Raw genomic sequence first — 25462 nt, 5'->3', positions numbered from 1 at the left:
ACGGGTCAGCCGGCGACGCCGTGCTCGAACGCCCACACGACCGCCTGGATCCGGTCGCGCAGCGCGAGCTTCTGCAGCACGTTCGACACGTGCGTCTTCACCGTGGCGTCACCGACGTACAGCTCGGCGGCGATCTCGGCGTTGCTCAGGCCCCGGGCGAGCAGCCGCAGGACCTCGGACTCCCGCTCGGTCAGGCCGGCGGCTGCGAGGGCACCCGCGCCCGCACCCGCACCCGCGTCGGCGTCCGGGGTCGTCGGCGACGTGGCCGGCGTCGACAGCGCGGCGGTCGCGCGGCTGATGACGCGCCGCGTGACGTCCGGCGCGAGCAGGGCGTCCCCGGCGGCGACGGTCCGCACGGCGTCGATCAGCCGTTCGGGGGAGGCGTTCTTCAGCAGGAACCCGCTGGCCCCGGCCTCGAGCGCCTGGAACAGGGCGTCGTCGCTGTCGAAGGTGGTGAGCATGAGGACGGCCGGCGGGTCCGGCAGCGCCGCGATCCGCCGAGCGGCCTCGAGCCCGTCCACGCCCGGCATCTGCACGTCCAGGCAGACCACGTCCGGGGTCAGGGCCTGCACGGCCTGCACGGCGCGCTCCCCGTCGGGTGCCTCGCCGACCACCCGGAAGCCCGGCTCGGACTCCAGGATCACGCGGAAGCCCGCCCGCACCAGGTCCTGGTCGTCGGCGAGCACGATCGTCAGGTCGTCGGCAGCCACGCGCGCACCAGGTACCCTCCCCGGGCGCGAGGCCCGATCTCGATCCGACCGTCGACGGCGGCGATCCGTTCCCGCATCCCGACGTGTCCCAGCCCGCTGCCGGCGGCGGAGCGTGCGGAGCGAGCACCGAGGCCGTCGTCGGCGACCTCGACCTCGACCCCGTCGTCGAGGTAGCGCAGCCGGACGTCGGCCCGCGCCGCCGGTCCGGCGTGCTTGAGGATGTTCGTCACGGCCTCCTGCACGATCCGGAACGCCACGGTGGCGACCGTCGGCGGGACCGGGCGCTCGTCGCCGACCACCACGTACTCGGTCGGGTGACCGGCCGCGCGGGCCGACTCGGCGAGCTCGGCGATGCGGGCGATGCCCTCGGTGCTCGGGGCGTCGGTGGCGGTCCGGCGGGGGTCTGCGTCGTCGTCGGAGCGCAGGGTCCCGAGCATCCGGCGGAGTTCCTCCACCGCGGTGCGGGCGCTGTCCTCGACCACCCCGAGCGACGCGGTCGCCTGCGCGGGGTCGCGGTCGATGACCCGGCGTGCGGCTCCGGCCTGCACGCCCATCAGCGACACGTGGTGCGCGACCACGTCGTGCAGCTCGCGGGCGATCCGCACGCGCTCGATCGTGACGGCCTGTGCGGCGGACCGCTCCCGTTCCGCGGCGAGCTCGGCGGTCCGCTCGGCGAGCTCGTGCCGGGCGACGGCCGACGCCCACGCGCGGTTGCCGGCGTACCAGGCGGCGCCGAAGTACAGCACGTTGATCAGGATGTTGAGCAGCGCGAAGGCGATGGCCGGCGGGAGCAGCGAGTCCGACTCGTTCGGCAGGCGGGTCGGTGACGCCCACCCGAACGAGATCGCGATGAACAGCCACGCGAACATGCCGCCGATGATGACCCAGCGCACCGCCTCGGCGCGGACGCGGTCGGAGCACCAGGCGCCGACCGTGTACAGGGCGAGGAACAGCGTGAAGTTGACGAGGAAGACCTCGGGTACCCGGAGGATCTGCGTCGCGGCGAACGCCAGGGCGACCAGCACCGCCACCGTCATCGGGAACCGGCGGCGGAACGCGAGCGGCGCGGCGTTCGCGACGATCATCAGCGCCGAGACCCACCAGGCGGCCTGGTCGTCGCCGTAGGTCCCCGTCGAGCCGTACAGGAACGTCGTCACGGTGAGCCCGCCGCCGACCGCGACGGCGAGCAGCGCGTCCCGTCGGTACTCCTGCCGCCCCACCGGCAGCCGCGACCACTCCGCCGTCATCCCCATGCACGGAACGCTAGCGTGTGGCTCCGGTCGGCGGGGAACCGAGTGGGTCCGCCGCTGCCCGCCGTCCGCGTCGGGCAACCGGTGCGAGCACGGCGCTCGCCGCGGTCACCACGGCCCCGACCACGAACGTCACGGCGTGGCCCGTCGGGCCGACCAGCGCCCCGGCTCCCGCTGCACCCACGGCCTGCCCGAGCACGAGCGCCACGAAGAGCATCGACGTCCCCGCCGACGACCGCTCGGCGTCGATCTCGGTCGTCCACGCGATGAGCGCACCGGTGGCCGCCGTGTACCCCCACCCGAAGACCGCGCAGGCCAGCAGCGCCACGAGGACCGCCGCCGGTGCGACCCCCAGGACGACCACGGCGACGGCCACGGAACCCGCGGTGACCGTCCAGAGCGTGCGCGCCCGCATGCCGCTCGTCCACCGCGTGGTGACCACGACCGCCGCTCCGCCCAACCCCAGTGCGATCCACGCGCCGACCGACACCGCGGCGGACGCTCCCGCCGCCACGAGCGCGGAGCGCCCGAACGTCCAGACCACGGCCGACCCGGCACCGAAGAGCAGTGCGAGCGCGAACACCGCCCGGTGTGCCGCGAACCACGACCGGCCGGGCAGGGCAGCGTGTGCCCCGGCGTCTCCGCCGCCGCGCGCCGAGACGAGCAGCACACCACCGACGACGAGCGCGAAGACCCCGGAGAGCGCCCACGCCGTGCGCCAGTCGGGCAGCAGCACGAGTGCCAGGACGCCGGCCACCACCAGGCCCGGCCCGGTCCCGGCGTTGACGACCGCCTGCGCCCGCGACTGCAGGGCCGTCGGGACCTGCTCGGCGACGATCCGGACGAGCGCCGGCGAGGCGAGTCCTGCGCCCGCCGAGGCGACGACGGCGCTCACACCGAACCCCAGCGGGCCGTCGGACAGTGCCATGGCGACGGCACCACCGCCGGCCACCGCCGCGGCGAGGGCGGCGAGCACCCGGGGGAGTCGTGCGGCCAGCAGGAACCCGGCGACGGCACCGACGCAGTAGAGCGCCGAGGCGCCGGAGGACACCCACCCGGCCGCCCCCGACTGCAGGCCGGTGTCGCGCTGCACGTCGGGCAGGAACAGGCCGTACGCCAGGCGCACCAGGCCGTACGTCGCGGCGATGAGGGCGAGGCCTGAGGCCAGCAGCACGCGCTGCCGTAACGAAAACGATCGTTTCACTTTGCAGAGCCTAGGGTGCTGTCATGGTGATGCGCCCAGGGACCGAGCAACGGCTGCTCGACGCCGCCGAGGAGCTCTTCTTCTCGCAGGGCATCGCCGCCACCCCGATCGACGCCGTCCTGGAACGGGCCGGGGTGTCCACGGCCACGCTCTACCGCGGCTACGCGAGCAAGGAGTCGCTCGTGGCGGCGGCCCTGACCCGGCGGCACGCGGACTGGATCGCGACGTGGGACCGCATGGTCGACGCCGCGTCGGACGACCGCGGTCGGCTGCTCGCCGTGTTCGACGCACTCGACGCCTACCGAGCGACGGCCGGCGGCTCGCGGTGGTGCGCCTTCCTCGGGAGTGCCGCCGAGTACGTGGACGCCCCGGACGAGCTGCGTGTCGTGCTCGACCACGAGACGGCGACCCTGCGGCGACGGCTGACCGAGACGGCCCGGCCGCTCGTGGGGGACCGGGCGCCGGTGTTCGCCGAACAGCTGCTGCTCGTCGTGTCGGGCGCCCTCGCCATGCGGCTGCGCGACCCCGCAGCCGACACCACCACCACGGCGCGCGCGCTCGTCGTCGGCATGCTCGCCTGAGCGGGTCCGGGGCGGTCCGGCGGGCGCGATCAGCCGGGAGGCCGACCGCCGGACGGCGACTCAGGCGCGACCGCGGTTGCGGCGTCGGATCTCCTTCGGCGCGCGACCGGCCATGAAGGACCGGGCGGGGTCGACGAGGAACCCCTGCCGCAGCGCCTCGCGCCCGACGAGCATCCGGAAGCCCATCTGGTCGCGGTTGCTCAGCGTGACCTCGGACTCGACCACGCGGCCGGCCAACGCGATCGGGGTGCGCACGACGATGCGCTCCTGGGTGTGCCCGGTCGAGCTACGGACGATGCGCCGGTCGTGCACGTCGCACTCGATGGTGGAGGCGTCGGCATCGGTGTCCTGCCAGGGGTGCAGCGAGAACCGGACCCGTTCGCCGGGGAGTTCCTCGAGGTCGAACGCGTGCAGGGCAGAGGTGCGCGCACCCGTGTCGAGCTTCACCTTGATCCACGGGATCCCGAGGTCCGGCAGGCCCGCCCACTCGCGCCACCCGGCGACGACGAGCCCCCGGTCGGAGGACTTCGGAGCACGGGCCATGCCCCCATCCTGTCGCATGCTCCGCAGCCCCGTCCGCATGCTTTGATGGAGCGTCGCCGTCGATCCGACCCCGCGGAGAACCCCTCGATGAAACTCGCCATCCTGTCGCGCGCGCCCCAGGCGTACTCGACCCAGCGCCTGCGCGCGGCGGCCCTCGACCGTGGGCACGAGGTGAAGGTGCTCAACACCCTGCGCTTCGCGATCGACCTGTCCGGCGAGGACCCGGACCTGCTCTACCGCGGCAAGCTGCTGAGCGACTACGACGCCGTGCTGCCGCGCATCGGGAACTCGATCACCTACTACGGCACCGCCGTCGTGCGGCAGTTCGAGCAGATGGACGTCTACACGCCGAACACGGCCAACGGCATCACGAACTCGCGGGACAAGCTGCGGGCGAACCAGATCCTGTCCCGGCACGACATCGGCATGCCGGCGACGACGTTCGTGGCCGGCCGGAACGACGTGCGCGGTGCGATCGAACGGGTCGGTGGTGCCCCGGTCGTGATCAAGCTCCTCGAGGGCACGCAGGGCATCGGCGTGATCCTGGCGCCCGAGGCGAAGGTCGCCGAGTCGATCGTCGAGACCCTGCACTCCACCAAGCAGAACGTGCTCATCCAGTCGTTCATCTCGGAGAGCCGCGGTCGCGACATCCGCGCGCTCGTGGTCGGCGACCGGGTCGTGGCCGCGATGCGCCGGACCGCGTCCGGCGACGAGTTCCGGTCGAACGTGCACCGCGGTGGCACCGTCGAGAAGGTCACCCTGTCGCCGGAGTACGAGGCCGTCGCGGTCCGCTCCGCACAGATCATGGGCCTGAAGGTCGCGGGCGTGGACATGCTCGAGGGCAACGACGGCCCGCTCGTCATGGAGGTCAACTCGTCCCCGGGGCTCGAGGGCGTCGAACGCGCCACCGGACTCGACATCGCGGGCGCGATCGTCGACTTCATCGCCAACCAGGTCGCGTTCCCCGAGATCGACGTCCGGCAGCGCCTGTCGGTGTCGACCGGGTACGGCGTCGCCGAACTGCTCGTGCACACCAACGCCGACCTGGTGGGCAAGACCATCAAGGAGTCCGGGCTCTGGGACCGCGACATCACGGTCCTGACCCTGCACCGCGGCTCGAACGTCATCCCGAACCCGCGCAGCGGCGTCGCCCTCGAACCCGGTGACCGCCTGCTCTGCTTCGGCAAGCTCGAGGAGATGCGGTCGATGATCCCGGAGCGCCGCAAGCGGCGCGCGAAGGTGCGGAAGCTGCCGAAGGACGTCTGACCGCGTGCGCGGAACCGCATCCGGATCGCGTACTCAGGCCAGATGCGGAAGTATGTGTCGGTGACGATCATGACGGAACGGCCGGTAGACCAGGCGATGAGCACCGAACCGGAGCAGCCCGGCAACGCCACGGCGAAGCACCACAACGTGTCGCTGCTGTCCGTGGCGACGACGACGGCCGAACGCGTGACGACCTCTGCCGACATCGAGGCCCGCCTGCGCGGGGCTCTCCGCCGACTCCGTCTGCCCACCGGTCTGCTCGAGCGGGTCGCCGGTGTCGTCGAGCGCCGCAACTGGGGCGAGGGCCAGACGTTCCAGGACGCCGCGATCGACGCCGGCCGTCGGGCGATGGCCGAGGCCGGGGTCCGTCCGGACGAGATCGGCCTGCTCATCAACACGTCGGTGACCCGGCCGCACCTGGAGCCCTCGGTCGCCGTGCGCATGCACCACGGGCTGGGGCTGCCGTCGTCGGCGATCAACTTCGACATCGCGAACGCCTGCCTCGGGTTCGTCAACGCCATGAGCGTCGCCGCGGGCATGATCGACTCCGGGCAGATCAAGTACGCGCTCGTGGTCGACGGCGAGGACGCCGACCAGGTGCAGCTCAACACCATCGACCGCCTGAACCAGGGCGGCCGGAACCGCAAGGACTTCATGAGCGAGTTCGCCAGCCTGACCCTGGGATCCGGCGCGGCGGCCGCGGTGCTCGGCCCGGCGGACCTGCACCCCGAGGGGCACCGGATCGTCGGCGGCGTCACCCGCGCGGCGACCCAGTGGTACGACCTGTGCGTCGGCAGCGTCGACGGCATGTTCACCGACGCCAAGATGCTGCTCAAGGGCGGCATGGAGCTCGTCGTCGCCGCGTGGACCGAGGCCCGTGCCCACTTCGACTGGGCGAACATGGACCGCTACGTGCTGCACCAGGTCTCCGACGTGCACACGAACGCCTTCGTCGAGGCCATCGGCATCCCGCGCGACAAGGTGCCCACCACGTACCAGCGCTTCGGCAATGTCGGCCCCGCGTCGATCCCGATCACCCTGGCCGACGAGGTCGCCACGGGCGGCATCCGTCGCGGCGACCGGGTGTTCCTGGGCGGCGTCGGCTCCGGCATCAACACGGCGATGATGGAACTGCACTGGTGACGTCGCGGTTGCCCCGCGTCGCCGCGAGCACGGCTCCGGCGACGCAGCCGCCCTCCCTGCCCGGTCTCGACCCGGCCTGGTCGCGTCTGGTCACGGTCCCCGCGCGGTCCGAACGCCGTTCGGGAGGAACGGATCACGCCGCGCGCACCTGGCACCTCCTCGACACGGCCGGGTCCCTGGCCGCGCTCGGCGTGGAACCGGTCGGCACGATCCTGTGCGTGCACGGCAACCCGACGTGGTCGTACCTGTGGCGGTCGGTGCTCCGCACCTCGCTCGAGGTCGCCCGCGACGGCGGTCCGGCCTGGCGCGTGGTCGCCGTCGACCAGCTCGACATGGGGTACTCCGAGCGCACCGGCGTCGAGCGAGGCCTGGAACAGCGCGTCGCGGACCTCGGCGCCCTGACCGACGAACTCGGGCTGACCGGTCCGGTCGTCACCCTCGGGCACGACTGGGGCGGTGTGGTGTCGCTCGGCTGGGCGGTCGACCACCCCGACGTGCTGGCCGCCGCGATGACGTGCAACACCGCCGTGCACCAGCCCGACGACGCCCCGATCCCGGCACCGCTGCGCCTGGCGCTCGGCCCGGGGATGCTCGGCCGCGCGACCGTCGTGACCCCGGCGTTCCTCGAGACCACCCTGGCCATCGCGCACCCGAAGCTCGACCGCGCCGTGGCCGACGGCTACCGCGCCCCGTACCGTGGGGCGGCCCGCCGCGGGGGGATCGGCGGTTTCGTCGCGGACATCCCCGTCGACGCCGACCACCGCAGCGCCCCCGAGCTCGACCGCATCGCCGCCGGGGTCGCCGCGCTCGACGTGCCGGTGCTCCTGCTCTGGGGTCCGCGCGACCCGGTGTTCCTCGAGCGGTACCTGGACGACCTGGTCGAACGCGTGCCGCACGCCGACGTCCACCGGTTCGAGGGCGCGGGACACCTGCTGCCGGACGACGCGGACGTCGCCGGGGCGGTGTTCGACTGGCTGGGTGACCGTCTGCCGGGCGGTCGCGTCCCGGCGGACGCAGCCCCGGGCCTCCCGGCCGCACCGGTGGACACGGATGACGCGAGCCGCCCGCTCTGGGCGCGACTCGACGAACTGCGCGGGAGCGACGACCCCGCGCTGGTGGAGATGGCCGCTCCCGGCGGCCCCCGCACGATCACGTGGCGGCTGCTCGCCCGACGCGTCGACGAGATCGCCGCCGGGCTGGAGGACCTGGGCGTCCGGAGCGGCGACCGCGTCTCGCTCCTGGTGACCCCCGGCGCCGACCTGACCGCCGTGCTGTACGCGTGCGTGCGGATCGGCGCGGTCGTCGTCGTCGCGGACGCCGGGCTCGGACTCGGTGGCCTGACCCGCGCGGTCCGCGGAGCCCGACCGGACTGGATCATCGGTGCGCTGCCCGGGCTCGGCGCCGCACGAGCGCTCGGGTGGCCGGGGCGACGCATCGCGACGGTCTCGCTGCCCGCACCGGCACGGGCGGCGCTGCGGGTGGAGCACACCCTGGTCGACGTCGCCCGACGCGGTGCCCGCCGGCTGGCCTACAGTGCGGCACTGCCGGCCGCGCCGTCGTCGGATGCCCCCGCTGCCGTGCTGTTCACCTCGGGGTCGACCGGGCCGGCGAAGGGCGTCGTGTACACGCACGGGCAGCTCAGTGCCGTCCGTGACGCCCTGGCGACCCAGTACGACATCGGCGTCGGCACCGGGCTCGTGGCGGGCTTCGCCCCGTTCGCGCTGCTCGGCCCGGCCCTCGGCGCCCGGTCGGTCGCACCCGACATGGACGTCACGGCACCCCGGACCCTGACGGCGACGGCGGTCGCTGCGTCGGTCGCCGCGGCCGACGCCACCGTGGTGTTCCTGTCGCCGGCCGCCCTGGCGAACGTCGTCGCGACCGCGTCGGAGCTCACCGACGCCGACCGTGCCGCGCTGCGGGGCGTGCGGCTGTTCCTGTCGGCCGGGGCTCCGGTGTCGGCCGCGCTGCTCACCGCGGCGACCGAGCTCATGCCGAACGCCACCGCGCACACCCCCTACGGCATGACCGAGGGGCTGCTCATGACCGACGTCGACCTCGACGGGGTCCGTGCCGCCGGGCGCTCCGCCGACGAGGGGATCTGCGTCGGGGTGCCAGCCGCGAACGTCCGCGTCCGCGTCGCGCCGCTCGACGGTTCCGGTCGTCCGACCGGCGTGCTGACGGACGAGCCCGGGATCACCGGCGAGATCGTCGTCGCGGCGCCGCACGTGCGCGACCACTACGACCGGCTGTGGCGCACCGACCGGGTCTCGCGGCTCGGCGTCGAAGACCCGCGCGGGCACCGCACCGGTGACGTCGGGCACCTGGACGCCGCGGGACGGCTGTGGGTCGAGGGGCGGCTGCAGCACGTGCTGACCACCCCCGACGGTGTCGTCACGCCGGTGGGTCCCGAGCAGCGGATCGAGGGCGTCGACGGCGTCGGACGGGCCGGCGTCGCGGGCACCGGGCCGGTGGGCACGCAGCAGGTCGTCGCCGTCGTCGAGACCGTCCCCGCCGTGCGGCGTCCCGGACTGGCCCCGCCGCAGCTCGCGGCCGCGGTCCGTGCCGCCGCCGGGGTCCCGCTCGCCGCGGTGCTCGTCGTGCCCGTGCTGCCGACCGACATCCGCCACAACTCCAAGGTCGACCGCAGCCGACTGTCCCGCTGGGCTGGGTCGGTGCTGTCCGGCGGACGGATGATCCGGCCGTGATCGGCGCGGGCGGCGCGGGCGGGATGACCTCACGCGCTCAGCGACACGTCACGGGCCGTCGCGCGCGTGAGGTGTCGGTGAGCACGGAACTCCGACCCGCCACGGTGCTGTCCGGCGGACGGATGGTCCGACCGTGAGGGTCCTGGTCACCGGCGCGAGCGGGTTCCTCGGGCAGGCGACCGCCGCCGCCGTCCGGGACGCCGGGCACGAGGTCCGGACGTTCCAGCGGCGACCCTCGGGTGTGGACGGTGTGCAGGACGTCGCCGGCAGCATGACCGACCCCGCTGCGCTCGACCGTGCCGTGGCCGGGGTCGACGCGGTCGTCCACCTGGCCGCGAAGGTCTCGCTCGCCGGGGACCCCGCCGACTTCGCCCGGGTCAACGTCGAGGGCACGCGCGCCCTGCTGCAGGCCGCGCGGGACGCCGGGGTCGGGCGCTTCGTCTTCGTGTCGTCGCCGTCGGTGGCGCACACCGGCTCGTCCCTGGTCGGCGCCGACGCCGGTCCGGCCGAACCGTCCCGAGCCCGCGGCGACTACGCCCGCACGAAGGCGGCGGCGGAACTGCTCGCGCTCGCCGCGGACGCCCCGGGGTTCGCGGTCGTGGCGGTGCGGCCGCACCTGGTGTGGGGCCCTGGTGACACGCAGCTCGTCGGGCGGATCGTCGAGCGCGCCCGGACCGGACGGCTCCCGCTGCTCGACTCCGGTGCCGCGCTCATCGACACCCTGTACGTCGACAACGCCGCGTCCGCGATGGTCGCCGCGCTCGACCGTGCCGCCGACGACGGCGTGCACGGCAACGCGTACGTCGTCACGAACGGCGAACCCCGGCCGGTGGCCGACCTGCTCGCCGGCATCTGCACGGCGTCGGGCGTCCGTCCGCCGCAGTGGCACGTGCCGGCTGCGGTCGCCCGGGCCGCGGGTTCGGTGGTCGAGTCCGTCTGGCGGGTCCGGCCCGGCGAGGACGAGCCGCCGATGACCCGGTTCCTGGCCGAGCAGCTGTCCACCGCGCACTGGTTCGACCAGCGTCGCACCCGGTCCGACCTGCGATGGAGCCCGTCGGTGTCGATCGACCAGGGGCTCGAGCGTCTGACCGCCGCCGCTCGCCTGGCGCCGGAGTCTTCGCGCTGAGCGACACTTCACGGACGCCTCGCCCCGAGGAATGTCGCTGAGCCCGAAACTGCTCGCTGACGCTCGCGCTGACGCTCGCGCTGACGCTCGCGCTGACGCTCGCGCTGACGCGCGCCTGGCCGCCGCCGCTCAGACCTCGTCGGCCGCCACGTAGACCCAGGCGGTCCAGCCGGAGGCCAGGGTGACCCGGACGCGGTGGTAGTCGGCGACCTCGTACCGGTCGACCGCGCCGAGCTGCCACTCGTACCCCAGGGTCAGGACCACGCCCTCGACCGCGTCGGTGGCGGTCCCGCGGCGCAGGATCGGGTGCCGGTCGGAACCGCTCGTGCGGACGACCTCGGGGTCGGTGATCGTCACCTGGTCGAGCCGCCAGCCGGGCAGGGAGTCGGCGGTGGTCGGGACGTGTCCGCCGAACAGGGACTCCTGCACCAGGGGCTGCCGGAGCGTGCCGTAGGAGAAGACCCGGATGGTCTCGCCGGGCAGCGGGGCACGTCGCTGCGGGCGGCGCGGGGCCAGGGTCGGGGACGAGGTCCAGACGATCGCACCGGCGAGCCCGGTCAGCCCGAGGTGGAGCAGTCCCACCACGGCGAGCACGCTGCCCCAGAGCACGCTGGAGGTGTCGCCGGGGCACGGGTACGTCGCGCCCTCCTCCTCGAGGTCGACACAGGTCGCGCCACCGTTGGTGATCCCGACGGCGATCGCGACGATGCCGACGGCGACGCAGAGGAACGCGAACACGGCGAGGGCGAGGACCCAGCGCTGGGCGGGGGAGTAACGGTGCACGCTGCGACCGTAGCGGACCGGCGGAGGTGGGCCGCGCCTCCATACCGGCGGTGTCGGCCTGCGACCCGGTGCGTCAACCGGTGAAGCGCTCCCAGAGCTCGATCACGATCGGCCAGACGTCGCCGGCGCGGTCGGCCGAGCCGACGGCGACCAGGACGACGGGGACGGCGGTGACCGCGATCGACACGAGCACGGCGAGCACCACGGCGATCGTCGCCGTGGTGGTGTGCCGCCGGGTGAACGCAAGCGCGAGGAGCGCCGACACGACGACCAGCCCGAGCACCGCGACCACCGTGACCCGCACGAACGGGAAGGGCACGAGGCCAGCGGTGGTGGCGGTGACGCCGCCGAGGAAGCCGACCAGGGGCAGGAACGCCCCGAGCACGACCCCGGCGACCAGCACCACGCCGACACCACCCGCGATCCACACGCCGCGTGGCCGGGGTCGTCGGTCGCGGGGCCGACGACCGCCGGACCAGGCGGTGGTCACGGGCGGTCCGTGGTCGGGGTGCTCGGTCGGTCGGCGTCGTGGGCGGCGGCCCGCGCTGCCGCACTGGCGTCGGCCGCAGCGTCGGCGGCGTCCTGCGCGGCGTCCTCGGCGGAGTCGGCGGCACGCACCGCCGCGTCGGCAGCCGTCTCGGTCGCTGCGACGTCTGCGGCGGTCGAGCCGGTACGGTCCTCGTCGGCGACGGCCGTACGGGCGCGGCCGGCCGCGTCGCGCGCGGTGTCCGCGGCGTCGCGGGCACCCTCCGACGCCCGGGCGAGTGCATCCGATGCGGCGTCGTGCACACGGCCAGCCGTGTCGGCGGTGGCGTCGGCTGCGCGTCGCGCGGTGTCGGCCGTGGCATCGGCTGCACGCTTGGTCGCGTCCGCAGTGGCCTCCGCGGCCTGTTTCGTCACGTCGGCCGTCGCGTCGGCGGCACGCTTCGTCGCCTCGGCGGTGGCGTCCGCCGCCTGCCTCGTGGCGTCGACGGTCGCCTCCGCGGCGTCCTGGACGGCGTCGCCGACGGCGGTCGCAGCGCGTTCGACGGACGCGGGTTCGTCGTCGAACGGCCCGTGCACGTCGAGGACGCGGACGTCCACCGTCGTCGGCGCGGTCGTCACCTGGCCAGCGGCGGCGGTCACCTGTCGGCGCACCTCGTCGGCGACATCGCGGACGTTCCGCGGGTAGGTGACGATCACGGAGACGTGCACCGCGAAGGTTCCGTCCTCGTCGTCGACCTGGACACCGGCGGTGCCGGCGGAGCGCCCGAGCTGTCGGCGCAGCTGGTCGGCGGCACGGGAGGCGATCCCACCGAGGTGGTGGACGCCGGGGACGGCGAGCGCGGTCTCGGCCGCGGTGCGCGCCACGACGGTGGCGGTGTTCGCGTCGTCGGGCAGCGGCGCCGTGAGCTCTGCGGGCAGGGGCACCTCGGTCACCGGTGTCTGCGCGTGGGGGTCGTGCTGCATCGTTCCTCCTCGATCGGATCGGCGGGGACACGTCGGGGCACCCGTTGCACGGGTGCCCCGACGTGGTGCGACCTAGTTCTTGAAGACGTCCTTGACGTCCTCGCCGGTCTGCTTGGCGCTCGCGGCGGCCTGGTCCTTCTTGCCCTCGGCGACCTCGGAGTCGTCGTTCGTGGCGTTGCCGATCGCTTCCTTCGCCTTGCCGGCGAGGTCCTGTGCGGCGTTCTTGATCTTGTCGTCGAGTCCCATGTCGGGTCCTTTCCGTGTGTGGGCGTGCGCCCGTGGTGGGTGGGGTGGGCCGGGAGGCCCGGGGTGCGTCCGGCGGACGGGTGTCAGTGGACGCGGGTCGGCTTCGCGAACGCGGAGCGGGTCCCGCCGGTCAGGTGCACGAGCACCGGCACCTGACGGCCGAGGGTGCGGTCGAGTGTCGCGACTGCCCGGTCGACGGCGTCGAGCACGGTGACGGCGTCCCCGCCGCGGCGGACCGCGACCCGGATCCGCGCGGCGCGCTGCCGACGGACGAGGTAGGTGTCGACGCGGGAGCCGACGACGTCACGGACACCGGCGAGTTCGTGCTCGACGACGTCCCGCACCAGGGCGACGTTGACGGTGACGGCGTCGTCGCCCGAGCGCTCCCGCACGGCGACGGACGTGCCGCCGCCACCACGGGTGGACGCCCAGACCAGCGACAGGACGATCACGACGGCGCAGGCACCGGCGACGATCCACAGCGCGGACGCGGGCACGTCGAGGCTGCTCGGCAGGTCGACGTACGGTTGCACGGCGTCCTGCACGGCGGGCAGGACACCCGCGCCGATGGTGACCCCGACGACCACGGCGACGAGGCCGAGGACGAGCAGGATGATGCGGTTGAGGGTCCGGTTGCTCTTGGTCATGCCAGGGTTCCCTTCTCCTCGACCCGGACGCGGATGCTGCGCCCGAACCGCTCGTCGAGTGCGCTGAGCCGCTCACGCACGGCGGACTGCACGGCCTGCTCGTCGACCGGGACGCCGGTGACCGGGACGATCCGGACGTCGGTGCGCCGACCGCGGGCGGTGGCCGACGCGTTGCCCTCGGGGACGCCGGCTGCCGAGCCGGCGGCGTTGGCCGCCGTGGAGGCGACGATGCGGGTGTCGATGACCACCGCACCGCGCTCGTGCTCGACGACGGACCGGTGCTGTCGGCCGGGCTTGAGCGCCAGGACGACCAGCACGACGCCGAGGACCACCAGGACACCCGCGACGACCTCGACGATCGTGACGAACGCCGCGTCGGGGCGGAGAGCCGTGTCGACGACGGTCTGCGGGTCGGCGAGGAGTGCCGGCTGCCCGATCGCCCGCAGGACCGACTCGGTGCCGATCCAGGCGGCGACCAGGGCGAGCACCACCAGCGCCACCGCGACCGCGGTGGAGCGGGAGCGGTGCACGCTCCGGCGACGGATGCGTCGTTCGACGGAACCGTTGCTCATGTTGGTCTCCTAGCGGGTTCGGGACTCGTGCTCGCGCACGATCCCGGTGAGTTCGATGTGGGCGCTGCCGACCCGGCGGCCGGTGAGTTCGCCCACGCGGCCCTTCACCTGGTCGGCGATCCGGCTCGTGCGGGCGACGATGTCGTCCCCCGCGGCGATCGGGCCGGTGATGTCGAGCGAGAGCGCTCCCGACGCGTCGCCGAGGCCGACGCGCACCCGCTTGGCGGGGGCGCCGAGCCCTTCGGCTGCGACGGCCCGCGCCAGCGAGGTGAGCGCGCGCGCGGTGATCTCGACACGGCCCGGGACGTCCGGGCCGGCGGTCACCGGGAGCTCCGGCGTCCGGTCAGCACGTCGGCGAGGGCGTTCCGGTCGATGCGTCCGGTGGCCAGGGCGGCCACGAGGGCGCCGACCGCACCGAACACGACGACGAGCACGAAGCCCCAGAACCCGAACTGCAGTGCCACGACGGCCAGGACTGCGCCGATGAGGGCGCCGATCAGTGTGTTGCTCATGCGACTCGCGCTTCCTTCTTCTCGTCCTCGTTGTCGTCGTCGTCACCCGGGATGAAGACGTCCTGGACGGTGACGTTGACCTCGGCGACCTCCATGCCGACGATCTGCTCGAGGGCACGGGCGACGCTGGCACGGACGCCGTCGGCGACGTGCTGGAGCGCGACCGGGTACTCGGCGACGATCACGATGTCGGCGGCCACCTGCTTCTCGCCGACCTCGACCTTGACGCCCTGGCCGTGGTCGCGCTGGCCGATGGCGTCGCGGATGGCGCCGATGGCGCGGGCGGCGCCGTTGCCGAGCGAGTGCACGCCGTCGACCTCGCGGGCGGCGATGCCGGCGACCTTCGACACGACGGTGTCGTCGATGACGGTCTTGCCGGTGATGCCGGTGATGCCGGAGGTGCTGCTCCGCGTGGTCGCGCGGGGCGCCGAGGTGGTCGGGGTGGGGGTGGACGTGGTGTCGGCCATGGTTCGTTCCTTCCGTTGGCCCGCCGGAGGTTCCCAGCGGTTGCTGTTCACGGATGAGACGGGCTGCGGACGAGATTCGTCACACACGGGTCTCCGTGTCCCGGAGAGATTCCAGGAACGGGCGCACATCCGCGGATCCGCGTGTACCCCGGTGACGTCCGGTCAGGCGGCGTCGCCGTTTCCGGCCGACGCGTTGCGCTCTGCAGCGGCCCGCAGCGCCCGCACGCAGGCCATCGGGGACTCGCCGCGTTCGGCTCGGAAGAGCTGTTGCAACCGGCGGGGCAGGACACCAGCAGCGGCCGCGATGTCGCCCAGCGCGAGGTCGTCGTCCAGGTGCTCCTCGATGTACGCGACCGCGCGCCGGACCCGCCAGGACGCCCTGCCGGTGTCCGGTCGTGCCCCCAGGGATGCGCGCTTCGTCGCCGCCGGCCCCTCGCCGAACCGCTCGCGGTACGCCTCGGCAAAGCGGCCCGGGTTGGTGAAGCCCCAGTGTCGGGCGATCGAGGCGATGTCGGCGGCGGCCCCGGGACCGGCCGCTCGGTCCGCGGACCTGCCGGGATCGCCGCGGAGGAGCTCCTCGCGCACGCGGTCGAGTCGGTGGTCGCGCAGGAACCGGTGCGGTGAGGTGCCCAGGGTGCGGGCGAAGACGTCCTGCAGTCCGCGTTGGCTCAGGCCGCACGCCTCGGCGATGGTGGGGACGGCCGGGCGTTCGGCGGCGTGCGCCTCGATGAACCGGATGGCGTCGCGCAGGCGGTTCGCCACCGGGACGTCGTCGCCGCGGTTCCGGATCGGGAAGGTGTCGAGGATGACGACCGCGAGGCGGCGGTTCAGGGCGGTGCGCATCGGACCGAGCACCCGGGGGTCCACCAGTGCGGGACCGAGGGTGCGGATCAGGTGCCGCAGGGGTTCGTGGCGGGCGACGGCCGCGTCCTGCTGCTCGAACAGCAGCGGACCCTCGGGCAGTCGGAAGCCGAGGTCGCGGCCGACCGAGCGCAGGAAGCGGTCGGCGACGTGGACGCCGTTGTACGCGGTGCTCTCGGACTCGAACCGGTACGCCTCGGACGCCGACGCGATGTACGGGCTGCCGGGCTCGACCACGCGCGTGCGGTCGGCGAAGTGCATCTCGAGACGGCCCGTCGTCAGCCAGAACACGACGTGGTCCTCGCGTGGACCGATGACGCCGCCGCGTCGTCCGCCCTCGGCGCGCATGGTGCGGAGCGTCAGGTCGTCGTCGCCCACGACCGTGTACTCGTAGCGGGCGTCGTCCGTGGCGAAGGTGTCGCTCGCGAAGTCCGATCCGCCGTACTCGGACCGGAAGATCGCCGAGTAGTCGGAGTCGGCGCCGTCGGTGAACCGCAGTCTGCGGAAGCCGTTCACAGCCGAGTCGTCCATGCGCAGATCATGCCACCGGTTGCGCCACCGGCGTTCGGGTATACCCTAGGGGGGTATCAATCACGAGGAGCGGAGGCGGCCGTGCACGGACACGTCGGGTACATCGGCGACAAGGACGACCTGCTCAAGCGGCTCCGTCGCGCCGAGGGGCAGGTGCGGGGCATCGCCCGGATGGTCGAGGACGAGACGTACTGCATCGACGTCCTGACGCAGATCTCGGCGGCGAACCGGGCGCTCGAACGCGTCGCGCTGTCGCTGCTCGAGGACCACCTGCGCCACTGCGTGGCCGAGGCCGTCGCCGAGGGTGGCGACGCCGCCGACGCCAAGGTGCGCGAGGCGAGCGACGCGATCGCCCGGCTCGTCCGCTCGTGACCGCCACCGCCACCGACACCGACACCGACCCAGGGAGGGCCACCATGACCACCGAGAAGCTGCTCGTCGAGGGCATGACCTGCGACCACTGCGTGATGAGCGTCACCGAGGAGCTCTCCGAGCTCGACGGGGTGTCCGGGGTGGACGTCCGACTCGTCCCCGGCGGGGCGTCCGAGGTCACCGTCACCTCCACCGCGCTGGTCGCGGCGGATGCGCTGCACGGCGCCGTCGTCGAGGCGGGGTACCAGGTCGTGCGGTCGTGACCGACCGCGTCGTCGAGCTCGACATCACGGGGATGACCTGCGCCTCGTGCGCGAACCGCATCGAACGGAAGCTCGGCAAGCTGCCCGGCGTCACCGCCACGGTGAACTACGCCACCGAGAAGGCGCAGGTGCAGGTCGCCGACGCGGGCGCCACCGACGACGGGGTGCTGATCGCCGCGGTGGAGTCCGCCGGGTACGGTGCCGCGGTGCCGGCCCCGCCCGTCGCTGCCGACGACGACACGGCCCCGGCTCAGGCCGACCCGGCCGACCCGATCCGCCGGCGCCTCGTGGTGTCCGCCGTGCTCGCGGTGCCCGTCGTCCTGCTCTCGATGGTGCCGGCCCTGCAGTTCCCGGACTGGCAGTGGCTCGCCCTGACCCTCGCCGCGCCCGTCGCCGTCTGGGGCGCGCTCCCGTTCCACCGCGCCGCGTGGGTCAACGCCCGGCACGGCGCCGCCACCATGGACACCCTGGTGAGCGTCGGGGTGCTCGCCGCCTTCGGCTGGTCGCTGTACGCCCTGTTCCTCGGCGACGCCGGCACGACCGGCATGCACATGACGTTCTCGTGGTTCGCGACCGACCCCGAGGCCACCGACCTGTACCTCGAGGTCGCGGCAGCGGTGCCCGTCTTCGTCCTCGCCGGCCGGTACATGGAGGCCCGCGCGAAGACGCAGTCCGGTGCGGCGCTCCGGGCACTGCTCGAACTCGGCGCCAAGGACGCCACCGTGCTCCGCGACGGCGTCGAGCACCACGTGCCGGCGTCGACCCTCGTCGTCGGCGACGTCGTCGTCGTGCGCCCGGGCGAGCGGATCCCCAGCGACGGCCTGGTGCAGGACGGCTCGTCGGCGGTCGACGAGAGCATGCTCACGGGGGAGTCCGTGCCGGTCGAGGTCCGGCCGGGGGACCGCGTGACCGGTGCGACCGTCAACGTCGGCGGCCGGCTCGTCGTCGGCATCACCCGCGTGGGTGCCGACACCGAGCTCGCCCGGATGGGGCGGCTCGTCGAGGACGCCCAGACCGGCAAGGCCGACGTGCAGCGACTGGCCGACCGCGTGTCCGGGGTCTTCGTCCCCGTCGTCATCGCGCTCGCCGTGCTGGCCTTCGTCGGCTGGCTGGTGGCCGGCGGATCGGTCACCGCGGCGTTCACCGCAGCCGTCGCGACGCTCATCATCGCCTGCCCGTGCGCCCTCGGGCTCGCGACCCCCACCGCGCTGCTCGTCGGGACCGGCCGCGGTTCGCAGCTCGGCATCCTGATCGGCGGCCCGCAGGTGCTCGAGCGCACCCGCCGCGTCGACACCGTCGTGCTCGACAAGACCGGCACCGTCACGACCGGCGCGATGACCCTGCGGTCGGTCACCGGGACCGCCGACACGGACGAGGACACCGTCCTGCGCCTCGCCGCCGCGGTCGAGGACGGCTCCGAGCACCCCGTCGCGCGCGCGGTCGTCGACGCCGCCCGCACCCGGCGACTCGACGTGCCCGTCGCCGCGCAGTTCACGGCAACGCCCGGTGCCGGTGTGCAGGCCGTGGTCGACGGCGGCGTCGTGCTGGTCGGGACCGCCCGGTGGCTCGCCGAGTCGTGGTCGGTCGCGCTGCCCGCCGCCGTCGCCGCCGCGGTCGAGTCCGCCGAGGCCGACGGGGCCACCGCGGTCGTCGTCGCCCGCGACGGCATCGCCCTGGGCGTGGTCGTCGTCGGCGACACCGTCAAGCCCGAGGCCGCCGAGGCGGTCGCACGCTTCCGAGCGCTCGGCCTGCACCCGGTCCTGCTCACGGGCGACAACGACGGCGCCGCACGCGCGGTGGCCGCTCGCGTGGGCATCGACGAGGTGCACGCCCGTGCGACGCCGGCGTCGAAGCTCGAGACGGTCCGGCGCCTGCAGGCCGACGGGCGCACCGTCGCGATGGTCGGGGACGGCGTGAACGACGCCGCGGCGCTCACCTCCGCCGACCTCGGCATCGCCATGGGTGCCGGCACCGACGCGGCCATCGCAGCGAGCGACATCACGGTCGTGAGCGGTCGGCTCACCGTGGTGGCCGACGCTGTGCGCTTGTCGCGGGCCACGCTCCGGGTCATCACGAGCAACCTGTTCTGGGCGTTCGCGTACAACGTCGCGGCGATCCCGCTCGCGATGGCGGGGCTGCTCAACCCGGTGCTCGCCGGTGCGGCCATGGCGTTCTCGTCGGTCTTCGTGGTGGCGAACAGCCTGCGGCTCCGCCGCTTCGCACCGCAGCCCTGAGGGCGACCAGTCCGGGGGCGTGACGCGCGCAGCGAACGCGAGCCGCGCCTCCCGGCCGTCTGTGCACGCCACCTGCCGGAGCGCACTACGCTCGGAGACGGTCCGCGACGCAGCGCTGCGGTGACCCGCGGGCTTGTACGTCTTCAAGGTTCAGGAGGACCGAAGTGACCGAATCCGCTCCCGTCGACCCCACATCGACCGACGGCTGGAAGAAGCTGGCCGGCATCGCCGACGGCTTCACCCCGGACCTGCGAGGGTGGTTCGACAGCGACCCCGGTCGTGCCGAGCAGTACACGTTCCAGGCGGCCGACCTGACCGTCGACCTGTCCAAGGGCCTGGTGACCGACGAGATCCTCGCCGCGCTGCTGCAGGTCGCCGAGGACACCGGCGTCGCCGAGCGCTTCCAGGCGATGCTCGCGGGTGAGCACATCAACGTCACCGAGGACCGCGCCGTGCTGCACACCGCGCTCCGTCGTCCGAAGTCGACCGAGGGCCTGGTCCCCGCCGCACCCCTGACCGTCGACGGCCAGGACGTCGACGCCGACGTGCACGCCACGCTCGACAAGGTCTACGGCTTCGCGGAGCAGGTGCGTTCGGGCGCCTGGACCGGCGTCACCGGCAAGCGCATCGAGACCGTCGTCAACATCGGCATCGGTGGCTCGGACCTCGGTCCCGTCATGGTCTACGAGGCCCTCAAGCCCTACGTGCAGCCCGGCCTCGAGGCCCGCTTCGTCTCGAACATCGACCCGGCGGACATCTACGAGAAGACGGCGGACCTCGACCCCGAGACCACGCTGTTCATCGTCGCGTCGAAGACCTTCGGCACGCTCGAGACCCTGACGAACGCCCGCCTGGCCCGCCAGTGGCTGTGGGAGAAGCTGGGCCTGACCGACGCCGCCGACGACGAGAAGAAGGACGCCGTCGCGAAGCACTTCGTCGCCGTGTCCACCGCGCTCGACAAGGTCGAGGCGTTCGGCATCGACCCCGAGAACGCCTTCGGTTTCTGGGACTGGGTGGGCGGCCGGTACTCGGTCGACTCGGCCATCGGCACGAGCGTCGTCATCGCGATCGGCAAGGAGAACTGGGAGCAGTTCCTCGCCGGCTTCCACGCCATCGACGAGCACGTCCGCACCACGCCGCTCGAGCAGAACGTCCCCGTCCTGATGGGCCTGCTCAACGTCTGGTACACGAACTTCCTCGGTGCGCAGAGCCACGCGGTCCTGCCGTACACGCAGTACCTGCACCGCTTCGCCGCGTACCTGCAGCAGCTCACGATGGAGTCGAACGGCAAGCGCGTCCGCTGGGACGGCTCGCCCGTCACCACCGAGACCGGCGAAGTCTTCTGGGGTGAGCCCGGCACGAACGGCCAGCACGCGTTCTACCAGCTCATCCACCAGGGCACCCGCCTGATCCCGGCCGACTTCATCACGGTCGCCAACCCGGCCCGTCCGCTCAAGGACGAGACCGGCGACGGCAAGGGCGTCGCACCCGGCACCGACGTGCACACGCTGTTCCTGGCGAACTTCTTCGCACAGACCAAGGCGCTCGCGTTCGGCAAGAGCGCCGAGGAGGTCCGCGCCGAGGGCACCACCGACGAGGGCATCGTCGCGGCGCGCACGTTCCCCGGCAACAAGCCGACGACGTCGATCATCGCGCCGGAGCTCACCCCGAGCGTGCTCGGCCAGCTCATCGCCCTGTACGAGCACATCGTGTTCACCGAGGGCACGATCTGGGGCATCGACTCGTTCGACCAGTGGGGCGTGGAGCTCGGCAAGCAGCTGGCGCTGCAGGTCACGCCTGCCGTCGAGGGCGACCAGGCCGCGCTCGACGCGCAGGACCCGTCGACCAAGGCGCTCATCGCGAAGTACCTGGAGCTGCGCGGGTAGCGCACGTCCCCACCCGACGGACGGGAGGCCCGTGGCGGATCCGCCACGGGCCTCCCGTCCGTTCGTGGTCGCGCTGCGGGCTCGGGTGCCGTTCCGCGCGCACCGACACGTCACGCGCGCTGCGGCCCGTGACGTGTCGCTCAGCCCGAAACGCCGCTCTGCCGGCCCGCCGCCGGTCCGCGGGTGTCGGCCGGACCGGCTACCGTCGAGGCATGGACCGATCGGACATCCTCGCCGCCGCTGCCGCCGCCCACGCCGCCCGCATCGCGGAGTCCGGCGGCGACGACACCGCGGCACGGGAACGCGCTGCGTCCGTGCGTGATCGCGACTCCTTGGCGGACGAAGCCATCCGCGCCATGGAGCGTCGTCGCTCCGGCGAGTCGGACCGAGCGGCGTCGCGCACCGAGGGCGCCCTGTCGGACTGGCACCGGATGGGCACGCGCCGGGGGATCACGCCCGACGCCCAGGTCCGCACGGCGTGGAGCGTGGCCGGGGTTCCCGACAGCGGCGACGCCCGTGCGCTCGCCAACGTGCTGCTGTCGACCGCGGGGCACGCCGGCCGCGTGGCGGACGCCGCACGTCGGAACCCCGCGCTGTCCGGCGCCGCAAGCGCCGCGGCCCGACGCACCGTCCGCCGCTACACCGACCACGGAGCCGACATGGCGTCCCTCGGTGACGTCCTCGGCGACGGCTCGACGCCCGGCGACGACTGACGCGCCGACGGTGGTCGACGTGCGCCCGACGGCCTCCGCCGTCGAACTCCCCCCGCTCGGCACCGGGCCGCACCGCCGGCGTCTCGGCGTGCTGGCCCTGGTCGCCACCTTCGGCGGTCTGCTCTTCGGGTACGACACCGGCGTGATCAACGGTGCGCTGCTCCCGATGCAGCAGGAGCTCGGGCTGACGAAGCTCACCGAGGGCGTCGTCACGAGCTCCCTGCTGTTCGGGGCCGCGTTCGGTGCCGTGCTCGGCGGACGGATCGCGGACGGCTGGGGGCGTCGTCGGACCATCCTGCTGCTCGCGGTGACGTTCTTCGTCGGCACGCTCGTCTGCGTCGCCGCGCCGACCTTCGCGGTCATCGTGGTGGGCCGTGTGCTGCTCGGCCTGGCGGTCGGCGGGGCGTCGACGGTCGTCCCGGTGTTCCTCGCCGAGCTCGCGCCGTACGAGGTCCGGGGGTCCCTGTCCGGGCGGAACGAGCTCATGATCGTGATCGGACAGCTCGCCGCGTTCCTGGTCAACGCGGTCATCGGCACCGTGTGGGGCGAACACGACGGCGTCTGGCGCGTGATGCTGGCGGTCTGCGCGCTTCCCGCCGTCGCACTGTTCGTCGGCATGCTCCGCGTGCCGGAGTCGCCGCGCTGGCTGGCGTCCAGGGGCCGGCACGACGAGGCGCTCGCGGTCCTCGGCCAGGTCCGGACGGCGGAGCGTGCGCGCGCCGAACTCGCCGACGTCGAGCGTGCGCACGACCGCGAGTCGACCCGGCAGCGGACCAGCGGCTGGCGCACCCTGCTCGGCAACCGCTGGCTCGTCCGCATCGTGCTCGTCGGCGCGGGCATCGGGGTCGCCCAGCAGCTGACCGGCATCAACTCGATCATGTACTACGGCCAGATCGTGCTCGTCGAGTCGGGCTTCGAGCGGTCCGCTGCGCTCGTCGCGACCATCGCGCCCGGTGTCATCGCCGTCATCGGCGGGATCGTCGCCCTCTCGACGATGGAGCGGATGGACCGCCGGACGACGCTCGTCCTGGGGTACTCGCTCACGACGGTCTGCCACTTCCTGATCGGCACCGCGTCGATGGTGCTGGTCCCGGGCAACCCGGCGCGTCCGTGGGTGATCCTGTTCCTCGTCGTCGCGTTCGTCGGGTCGATGCAGACGTTCCTCAACATCGCCACGTGGGTGATCCTGTCCGAGATCTTCCCGACGCAGATCCGCGCCCTCGGCATGGGGATCGCGGTGTTCTGCCTGTGGACCGCGAACGCCCTGATCGGGCTCTGGTTCCCGACCGTCGTCGCCACGGTCGGGATCACCGGCACGTTCTTCGGCTTCGGGGTGGTCGGGCTCCTCGCCCTGGTGTTCGTCCGGCGGTTCGTGCCGGAGAGCCGCGGGCGCACCCTCGAACAGGTCGAGGAGAGCCTCACCGCCGGCCGCGACGCCTGACGGGCGCCCGGTACCGCGCGCCCGGCGCACCTTGGGACGCGCGGACCACCCGCTTCCTACACTCGACCCCGTGCATCCCCTCCTCCTCGCCACCGGGGCCGGTCTCGCCTCGGGGCTGGCACTCGTCGTCGGTGCCGCCGTCGCGTGGTTCGTCCACGTCCCCCGCACCCTCGTCGCCACCATCACGGCCTTCGGCGCCGGCGTGCTCATCTCGGCGCTGTCGTTCGACCTGGTCGCCGAGGCCACCCGCTCCGGCACCTTCTGGACGGCGATGGCGGGGTTCCTGGGCGGTGCCGTCGTCTACGTCGGACTCGACGTGCTGCTGGAACGCCGCGGTGCGCGCAAGAAGCGCAGCTCAGGGTCGTCGGCCGCGTCCGGCACGGGCCTCGGGATCGCGCTCGGCGCGCTGCTCGACGGCATCCCGGAGACCGCCGTGCAGGGCGTCGGTCTGGCATCGGGCGGCTCGCTGTCGATCGCGGTCGTTGCGGCGGTCGTCATCTCGAACCTGCCGGAGGGGCTGTCCAGCACGTCGGACATGAAGGCGAACGGCCGCGGAGCCCGGTACGTCTTCACGGTCTGGGGCGCGATCGCCCTGGCCTGCGCCCTGTCGGCGCTGGGCGGCTACGCGATCCTCGGGCAGGCTCCCGAGGGTGTGCAGAGCGCCGTGACCGCGGTCGCCGCCGGTGCGATCCTGGCGATGCTCGCGGACACGATGCTGCCCGAGGCGTTCCGGAAGACCGGGCCGTGGACCGGGCTCATCGCGGTGATCGGCTTCTTCGCCGCGTACGGCATCCACGTCATCGGCGGCTGACGAGCGCGCGCGCCGGCGTCTGGTGCGGGCGCATGTTCCGACAGTGCACGCGTCGTTCGACGCGTGGATCGTCGCGCACGGGGTGGCGGACGCGCCACGGACGGACGGGAGGCCCGGTGCCAGCTGGCACCGGGCCTCCCGTCCGTCCGCTGGTCGCGCTACGGGCGCAGCAGCACCTTGCCGACGCGGCCGGCGGTGTCGCTCGCGCGCACCGCGTCGCGGACGTCCTCGAACACGAACGTCTCGGCGACGGGGAGCGTCAGCGAGCCGTCGAGCACGCGGGTGATGAGCTCACCGAAGAGCTGCCCCTTCGTCTCGGCCGGCATCGTCCTGCTGACGACGGAGCCCCAGAAGCCCTTGACGGTCAGCTGGCCGAAGATGACCTTGCCCGACGGGATCTCGAGCGTCGGCGACGCCATCGCGCCGAAGACGACGAGGGTGGCGTCCTCGCCGAGCACCGAGGCGATGTCGCCGGCGGCCTTGCCACCGACGGACTCGACGCCGGCGACGATGGGGGCGCCACCGGTGATCGCGGCGACCTGGTCCTTCCAGTCGTCGGCGTCGGTGGCGACGATGCGCTCGACGCCCTGGGCGCGGAGCTCCTCGACACCCTCGGCACGACGGACGAGGCCGATGACGTTGATGCCGCGGGCGGCACCGAGCTGGGCGACCATGCGGCCGACCGCACCGTTCGCGGCGTTCTGGATGATCCAGTCGCCCTCGTGCAGGTCGAGCGAGTGCAGCAGGCTGATGGCGCTGAACGGCATCGAGACGAGCTGGGCGGCGGCCTCGTCGGTCATGGCGTCCGGCACGGGCACGAGTCCGGCGGCGTTCGCGGTGTAGTACTCGGCCCAGACGCCGAAGGCGCCACCGGCGACGCGCTGGCCGACCTGCAGCTCCGTGACGCCCTCGCCGAGGGCCTCGACGACGCCCAGCGCCTCGGTGCCCGAGGGTGCGGGGAGTTCCGGCTTGAAGCCGTAGGTGCCGCGGACGGTCCACAGGTCGTGGTTGTGGATGGGGGAGAGGACCGTGCGGACGAGGACCTCGCCGGCGCCGGGCGTCGGCACGGGGCGCTCCTGCACCTCGAGGACGTCGGCGGGCTCGGCGAACGTCTCGTGGACGACGGCGCGCATGGTGGTGGGGGTG

The 25462-nt window shown here is 73.5% G+C and carries 27 protein-coding genes; 12 read left to right on the top strand and 15 right to left on the bottom strand.

Translation table 11 applies throughout. The annotated features are described in order from the left end of the window. Nucleotides 1-5: 5 nt before the first annotated feature. From I8920_RS12795 to I8920_RS12785, 3 genes are read right to left on the bottom strand one after another with little or no spacing between them, the layout of a single operon-like run. The gene (locus I8920_RS12795; protein ID WP_198656692.1) at nucleotides 6-710 is read right to left on the bottom strand and encodes a response regulator; all 705 of its coding nucleotides are present in this window, start codon (nucleotides 708-710) and stop codon (nucleotides 6-8) included. Continuing rightward, entirely contained in the window at nucleotides 692-1963 is a 1272-nt protein-coding gene (locus I8920_RS12790; RefSeq protein WP_232832740.1) for a sensor histidine kinase, read from the bottom strand. The genes I8920_RS12795 and I8920_RS12790 overlap by 19 nt, the downstream gene beginning before the upstream one ends. A 10-nt stretch (nucleotides 1964-1973) precedes the next feature. Next, the gene (locus I8920_RS12785) at nucleotides 1974-3134 is read right to left on the bottom strand and encodes an MFS transporter (RefSeq protein ID WP_198656691.1); all 1161 of its coding nucleotides are present in this window, start codon (nucleotides 3132-3134) and stop codon (nucleotides 1974-1976) included. Between the two features lie 53 nt (nucleotides 3135-3187). Between I8920_RS12785 and I8920_RS12780 the strand changes: the two genes are divergently transcribed. Continuing rightward, nucleotides 3188-3745, top strand: a complete 558-nt coding sequence (locus I8920_RS12780; protein ID WP_198656690.1) for a TetR/AcrR family transcriptional regulator — start codon at nucleotides 3188-3190, stop codon at nucleotides 3743-3745. Nucleotides 3746-3805: 60 nt separating this feature from the next. Here I8920_RS12780 and I8920_RS12775 read toward each other — a convergent pair whose 3' ends face one another. Further along, nucleotides 3806-4288: an ATP-dependent zinc protease family protein gene (locus I8920_RS12775; RefSeq protein WP_198656689.1), complete on the bottom strand. Its 483-nt coding sequence runs from the start codon at nucleotides 4286-4288 to the stop codon at nucleotides 3806-3808. A gap of 87 nt (nucleotides 4289-4375) precedes the next feature. Here I8920_RS12775 and I8920_RS12770 point away from each other — a divergent pair, with 87 nt between their 5' ends. The 4 genes from I8920_RS12770 (at nucleotide 4376) to I8920_RS12755 (ending at nucleotide 10528) form a co-directional block, all read left to right on the top strand. Then, nucleotides 4376-5554 (top strand): RimK family alpha-L-glutamate ligase, encoded by a 1179-nt coding sequence (locus tag I8920_RS12770; RefSeq protein WP_198656688.1) that lies wholly within the window; start codon nucleotides 4376-4378, stop codon nucleotides 5552-5554. A gap of 96 nt (nucleotides 5555-5650) precedes the next feature. Beyond that, on the top strand, nucleotides 5651-6697 hold the full coding sequence (locus I8920_RS12765; RefSeq protein WP_198656687.1) for a 3-oxoacyl-ACP synthase III: 1047 nt from the start codon (nucleotides 5651-5653) through the stop codon (nucleotides 6695-6697). Beyond that, on the top strand, nucleotides 6694-9402 hold the full coding sequence (locus tag I8920_RS12760) for an alpha/beta fold hydrolase (RefSeq protein WP_232832739.1): 2709 nt from the start codon (nucleotides 6694-6696) through the stop codon (nucleotides 9400-9402). The genes I8920_RS12765 and I8920_RS12760 overlap by 4 nt, the downstream gene beginning before the upstream one ends. Nucleotides 9403-9535: 133 nt before the next feature. Then, nucleotides 9536-10528, top strand: coding sequence for an NAD-dependent epimerase/dehydratase family protein (locus I8920_RS12755; protein ID WP_198656686.1), 993 nt, complete (start codon nucleotides 9536-9538; stop codon nucleotides 10526-10528). Between the two features lie 129 nt (nucleotides 10529-10657). Here the strand turns inward: I8920_RS12755 and I8920_RS16205 are convergent, their stop codons facing one another. The 10 genes from I8920_RS16205 to I8920_RS12705 all read right to left on the bottom strand — a co-directional run bounded on the left by I8920_RS16205 (nucleotide 10658) and on the right by I8920_RS12705 (nucleotide 16596). Further along, nucleotides 10658-11311 (bottom strand): gamma-glutamylcyclotransferase family protein, encoded by a 654-nt coding sequence (locus I8920_RS16205; protein WP_232832738.1) that lies wholly within the window; start codon nucleotides 11309-11311, stop codon nucleotides 10658-10660. Nucleotides 11312-11384: 73 nt separating this feature from the next. Further along, a complete protein-coding gene (locus I8920_RS12745; RefSeq protein WP_198656685.1) occupies nucleotides 11385-11801 on the bottom strand; it encodes an MFS transporter permease in 417 nt (138 codons plus the stop codon). Beyond that, on the bottom strand, nucleotides 11798-12760 hold the full coding sequence (locus I8920_RS12740) for an Asp23/Gls24 family envelope stress response protein (RefSeq protein ID WP_198656684.1): 963 nt from the start codon (nucleotides 12758-12760) through the stop codon (nucleotides 11798-11800). Before I8920_RS12740 ends, I8920_RS12745 begins: the two co-directional genes overlap by 4 nt. A 72-nt stretch (nucleotides 12761-12832) precedes the next feature. Then, nucleotides 12833-13006, bottom strand: coding sequence for a CsbD family protein (locus I8920_RS12735; RefSeq protein ID WP_198656683.1), 174 nt, complete (start codon nucleotides 13004-13006; stop codon nucleotides 12833-12835). 83 nt (nucleotides 13007-13089) lie between these two features. Next, on the bottom strand, nucleotides 13090-13653 hold the full coding sequence (locus tag I8920_RS12730) for a hypothetical protein (RefSeq protein WP_198656682.1): 564 nt from the start codon (nucleotides 13651-13653) through the stop codon (nucleotides 13090-13092). Then, nucleotides 13650-14225: a DUF6286 domain-containing protein gene (locus I8920_RS12725; RefSeq protein ID WP_198656681.1), complete on the bottom strand. Its 576-nt coding sequence runs from the start codon at nucleotides 14223-14225 to the stop codon at nucleotides 13650-13652. Before I8920_RS12725 ends, I8920_RS12730 begins: the two co-directional genes overlap by 4 nt. A gap of 9 nt (nucleotides 14226-14234) precedes the next feature. After that, on the bottom strand, nucleotides 14235-14549 hold the full coding sequence (locus I8920_RS12720; protein ID WP_198656680.1) for a hypothetical protein: 315 nt from the start codon (nucleotides 14547-14549) through the stop codon (nucleotides 14235-14237). Further along, nucleotides 14546-14737, bottom strand: coding sequence for a DUF2273 domain-containing protein (locus I8920_RS12715; RefSeq protein WP_198656679.1), 192 nt, complete (start codon nucleotides 14735-14737; stop codon nucleotides 14546-14548). Before I8920_RS12715 ends, I8920_RS12720 begins: the two co-directional genes overlap by 4 nt. Beyond that, a complete protein-coding gene (locus I8920_RS12710) occupies nucleotides 14734-15204 on the bottom strand; it encodes an Asp23/Gls24 family envelope stress response protein (protein WP_198656678.1) in 471 nt (156 codons plus the stop codon). The genes I8920_RS12715 and I8920_RS12710 overlap by 4 nt, the downstream gene beginning before the upstream one ends. A gap of 162 nt (nucleotides 15205-15366) precedes the next feature. Next, a complete protein-coding gene (locus I8920_RS12705; RefSeq protein ID WP_198656677.1) occupies nucleotides 15367-16596 on the bottom strand; it encodes an AraC family transcriptional regulator in 1230 nt (409 codons plus the stop codon). Nucleotides 16597-16677: 81 nt separating this feature from the next. Here I8920_RS12705 and I8920_RS12700 point away from each other — a divergent pair, with 81 nt between their 5' ends. The 7 genes from I8920_RS12700 (at nucleotide 16678) to I8920_RS12670 (ending at nucleotide 24316) form a co-directional block, all read left to right on the top strand. Next, nucleotides 16678-16968, top strand: a complete 291-nt coding sequence (locus I8920_RS12700; protein WP_198656676.1) for a metal-sensitive transcriptional regulator — start codon at nucleotides 16678-16680, stop codon at nucleotides 16966-16968. 44 nt (nucleotides 16969-17012) lie between these two features. After that, nucleotides 17013-17231, top strand: coding sequence for a heavy-metal-associated domain-containing protein (locus I8920_RS12695; protein WP_198656675.1), 219 nt, complete (start codon nucleotides 17013-17015; stop codon nucleotides 17229-17231). Continuing rightward, the gene (locus I8920_RS12690) at nucleotides 17228-19465 is read left to right on the top strand and encodes a heavy metal translocating P-type ATPase (RefSeq protein ID WP_198656674.1); all 2238 of its coding nucleotides are present in this window, start codon (nucleotides 17228-17230) and stop codon (nucleotides 19463-19465) included. The genes I8920_RS12695 and I8920_RS12690 overlap by 4 nt, the downstream gene beginning before the upstream one ends. Nucleotides 19466-19629: 164 nt before the next feature. Beyond that, nucleotides 19630-21351: a glucose-6-phosphate isomerase gene (gene pgi, locus I8920_RS12685; protein WP_198656673.1), complete on the top strand. Its 1722-nt coding sequence runs from the start codon at nucleotides 19630-19632 to the stop codon at nucleotides 21349-21351. Nucleotides 21352-21563: 212 nt separating this feature from the next. Further along, complete coding sequence (locus tag I8920_RS12680; RefSeq protein WP_198656672.1) at nucleotides 21564-22064, top strand: hypothetical protein; 501 nt, start codon at nucleotides 21564-21566, stop codon at nucleotides 22062-22064. A 10-nt stretch (nucleotides 22065-22074) separates the two neighbouring features. After that, nucleotides 22075-23505, top strand: a complete 1431-nt coding sequence (locus I8920_RS12675) for a sugar porter family MFS transporter (RefSeq protein ID WP_198656671.1) — start codon at nucleotides 22075-22077, stop codon at nucleotides 23503-23505. Between the two features lie 70 nt (nucleotides 23506-23575). After that, the gene (locus I8920_RS12670) at nucleotides 23576-24316 is read left to right on the top strand and encodes a ZIP family metal transporter (RefSeq protein WP_198656670.1); all 741 of its coding nucleotides are present in this window, start codon (nucleotides 23576-23578) and stop codon (nucleotides 24314-24316) included. A 158-nt stretch (nucleotides 24317-24474) separates the two neighbouring features. Here the strand turns inward: I8920_RS12670 and I8920_RS12665 are convergent, their stop codons facing one another. Continuing rightward, nucleotides 24475-25449: a zinc-binding dehydrogenase gene (locus tag I8920_RS12665; protein ID WP_198658756.1), complete on the bottom strand. Its 975-nt coding sequence runs from the start codon at nucleotides 25447-25449 to the stop codon at nucleotides 24475-24477. Nucleotides 25450-25462: the final 13 nt, after the last annotated feature.

This window comes from Curtobacterium sp. YC1, assembly GCF_016267665.1.
Taxonomy (GTDB): Bacteria; Actinomycetota; Actinomycetes; order Actinomycetales; family Microbacteriaceae; genus Curtobacterium.
Note: the sequence above shows the minus strand (reverse complement) of the source record. Positions and strands in the feature narration are given on the sequence as shown.

What these genes read in the sequence shown, in the direction of transcription:
- I8920_RS12790 (WP_232832740.1), bottom strand. Translation starts at nt 1,963, where the DNA reads ATGGGGATGACGGCGGAGTGGTCGCGGCTGCCGGTGGGGCGGCAGGAG.
- I8920_RS12780 (WP_198656690.1), top strand. Translation starts at nt 3,188, where the DNA reads ATGGTGATGCGCCCAGGGACCGAGCAACGGCTGCTCGACGCCGCCGAG.
- I8920_RS12775 (WP_198656689.1), bottom strand. Translation starts at nt 4,288, where the DNA reads ATGGCCCGTGCTCCGAAGTCCTCCGACCGGGGGCTCGTCGTCGCCGGG.
- I8920_RS12770 (WP_198656688.1), top strand. Translation starts at nt 4,376, where the DNA reads ATGAAACTCGCCATCCTGTCGCGCGCGCCCCAGGCGTACTCGACCCAG.
- I8920_RS12765 (WP_198656687.1), top strand. Translation starts at nt 5,651, where the DNA reads ATGAGCACCGAACCGGAGCAGCCCGGCAACGCCACGGCGAAGCACCAC.
- I8920_RS12740 (WP_198656684.1), bottom strand. Translation starts at nt 12,760, where the DNA reads ATGCAGCACGACCCCCACGCGCAGACACCGGTGACCGAGGTGCCCCTG.
- I8920_RS12735 (WP_198656683.1), bottom strand. Translation starts at nt 13,006, where the DNA reads ATGGGACTCGACGACAAGATCAAGAACGCCGCACAGGACCTCGCCGGC.
- I8920_RS12730 (WP_198656682.1), bottom strand. Translation starts at nt 13,653, where the DNA reads ATGACCAAGAGCAACCGGACCCTCAACCGCATCATCCTGCTCGTCCTC.
- I8920_RS12725 (WP_198656681.1), bottom strand. Translation starts at nt 14,225, where the DNA reads ATGAGCAACGGTTCCGTCGAACGACGCATCCGTCGCCGGAGCGTGCAC.
- I8920_RS12715 (WP_198656679.1), bottom strand. Translation starts at nt 14,737, where the DNA reads ATGAGCAACACACTGATCGGCGCCCTCATCGGCGCAGTCCTGGCCGTC.
- I8920_RS12710 (WP_198656678.1), bottom strand. Translation starts at nt 15,204, where the DNA reads ATGGCCGACACCACGTCCACCCCCACCCCGACCACCTCGGCGCCCCGC.
- I8920_RS12705 (WP_198656677.1), bottom strand. Translation starts at nt 16,596, where the DNA reads ATGGACGACTCGGCTGTGAACGGCTTCCGCAGACTGCGGTTCACCGAC.
- I8920_RS12695 (WP_198656675.1), top strand. Translation starts at nt 17,013, where the DNA reads ATGACCACCGAGAAGCTGCTCGTCGAGGGCATGACCTGCGACCACTGC.
- I8920_RS12680 (WP_198656672.1), top strand. Translation starts at nt 21,564, where the DNA reads ATGGACCGATCGGACATCCTCGCCGCCGCTGCCGCCGCCCACGCCGCC.
- I8920_RS12665 (WP_198658756.1), bottom strand. Translation starts at nt 25,449, where the DNA reads ATGCGCGCCGTCGTCCACGAGACGTTCGCCGAGCCCGCCGACGTCCTC.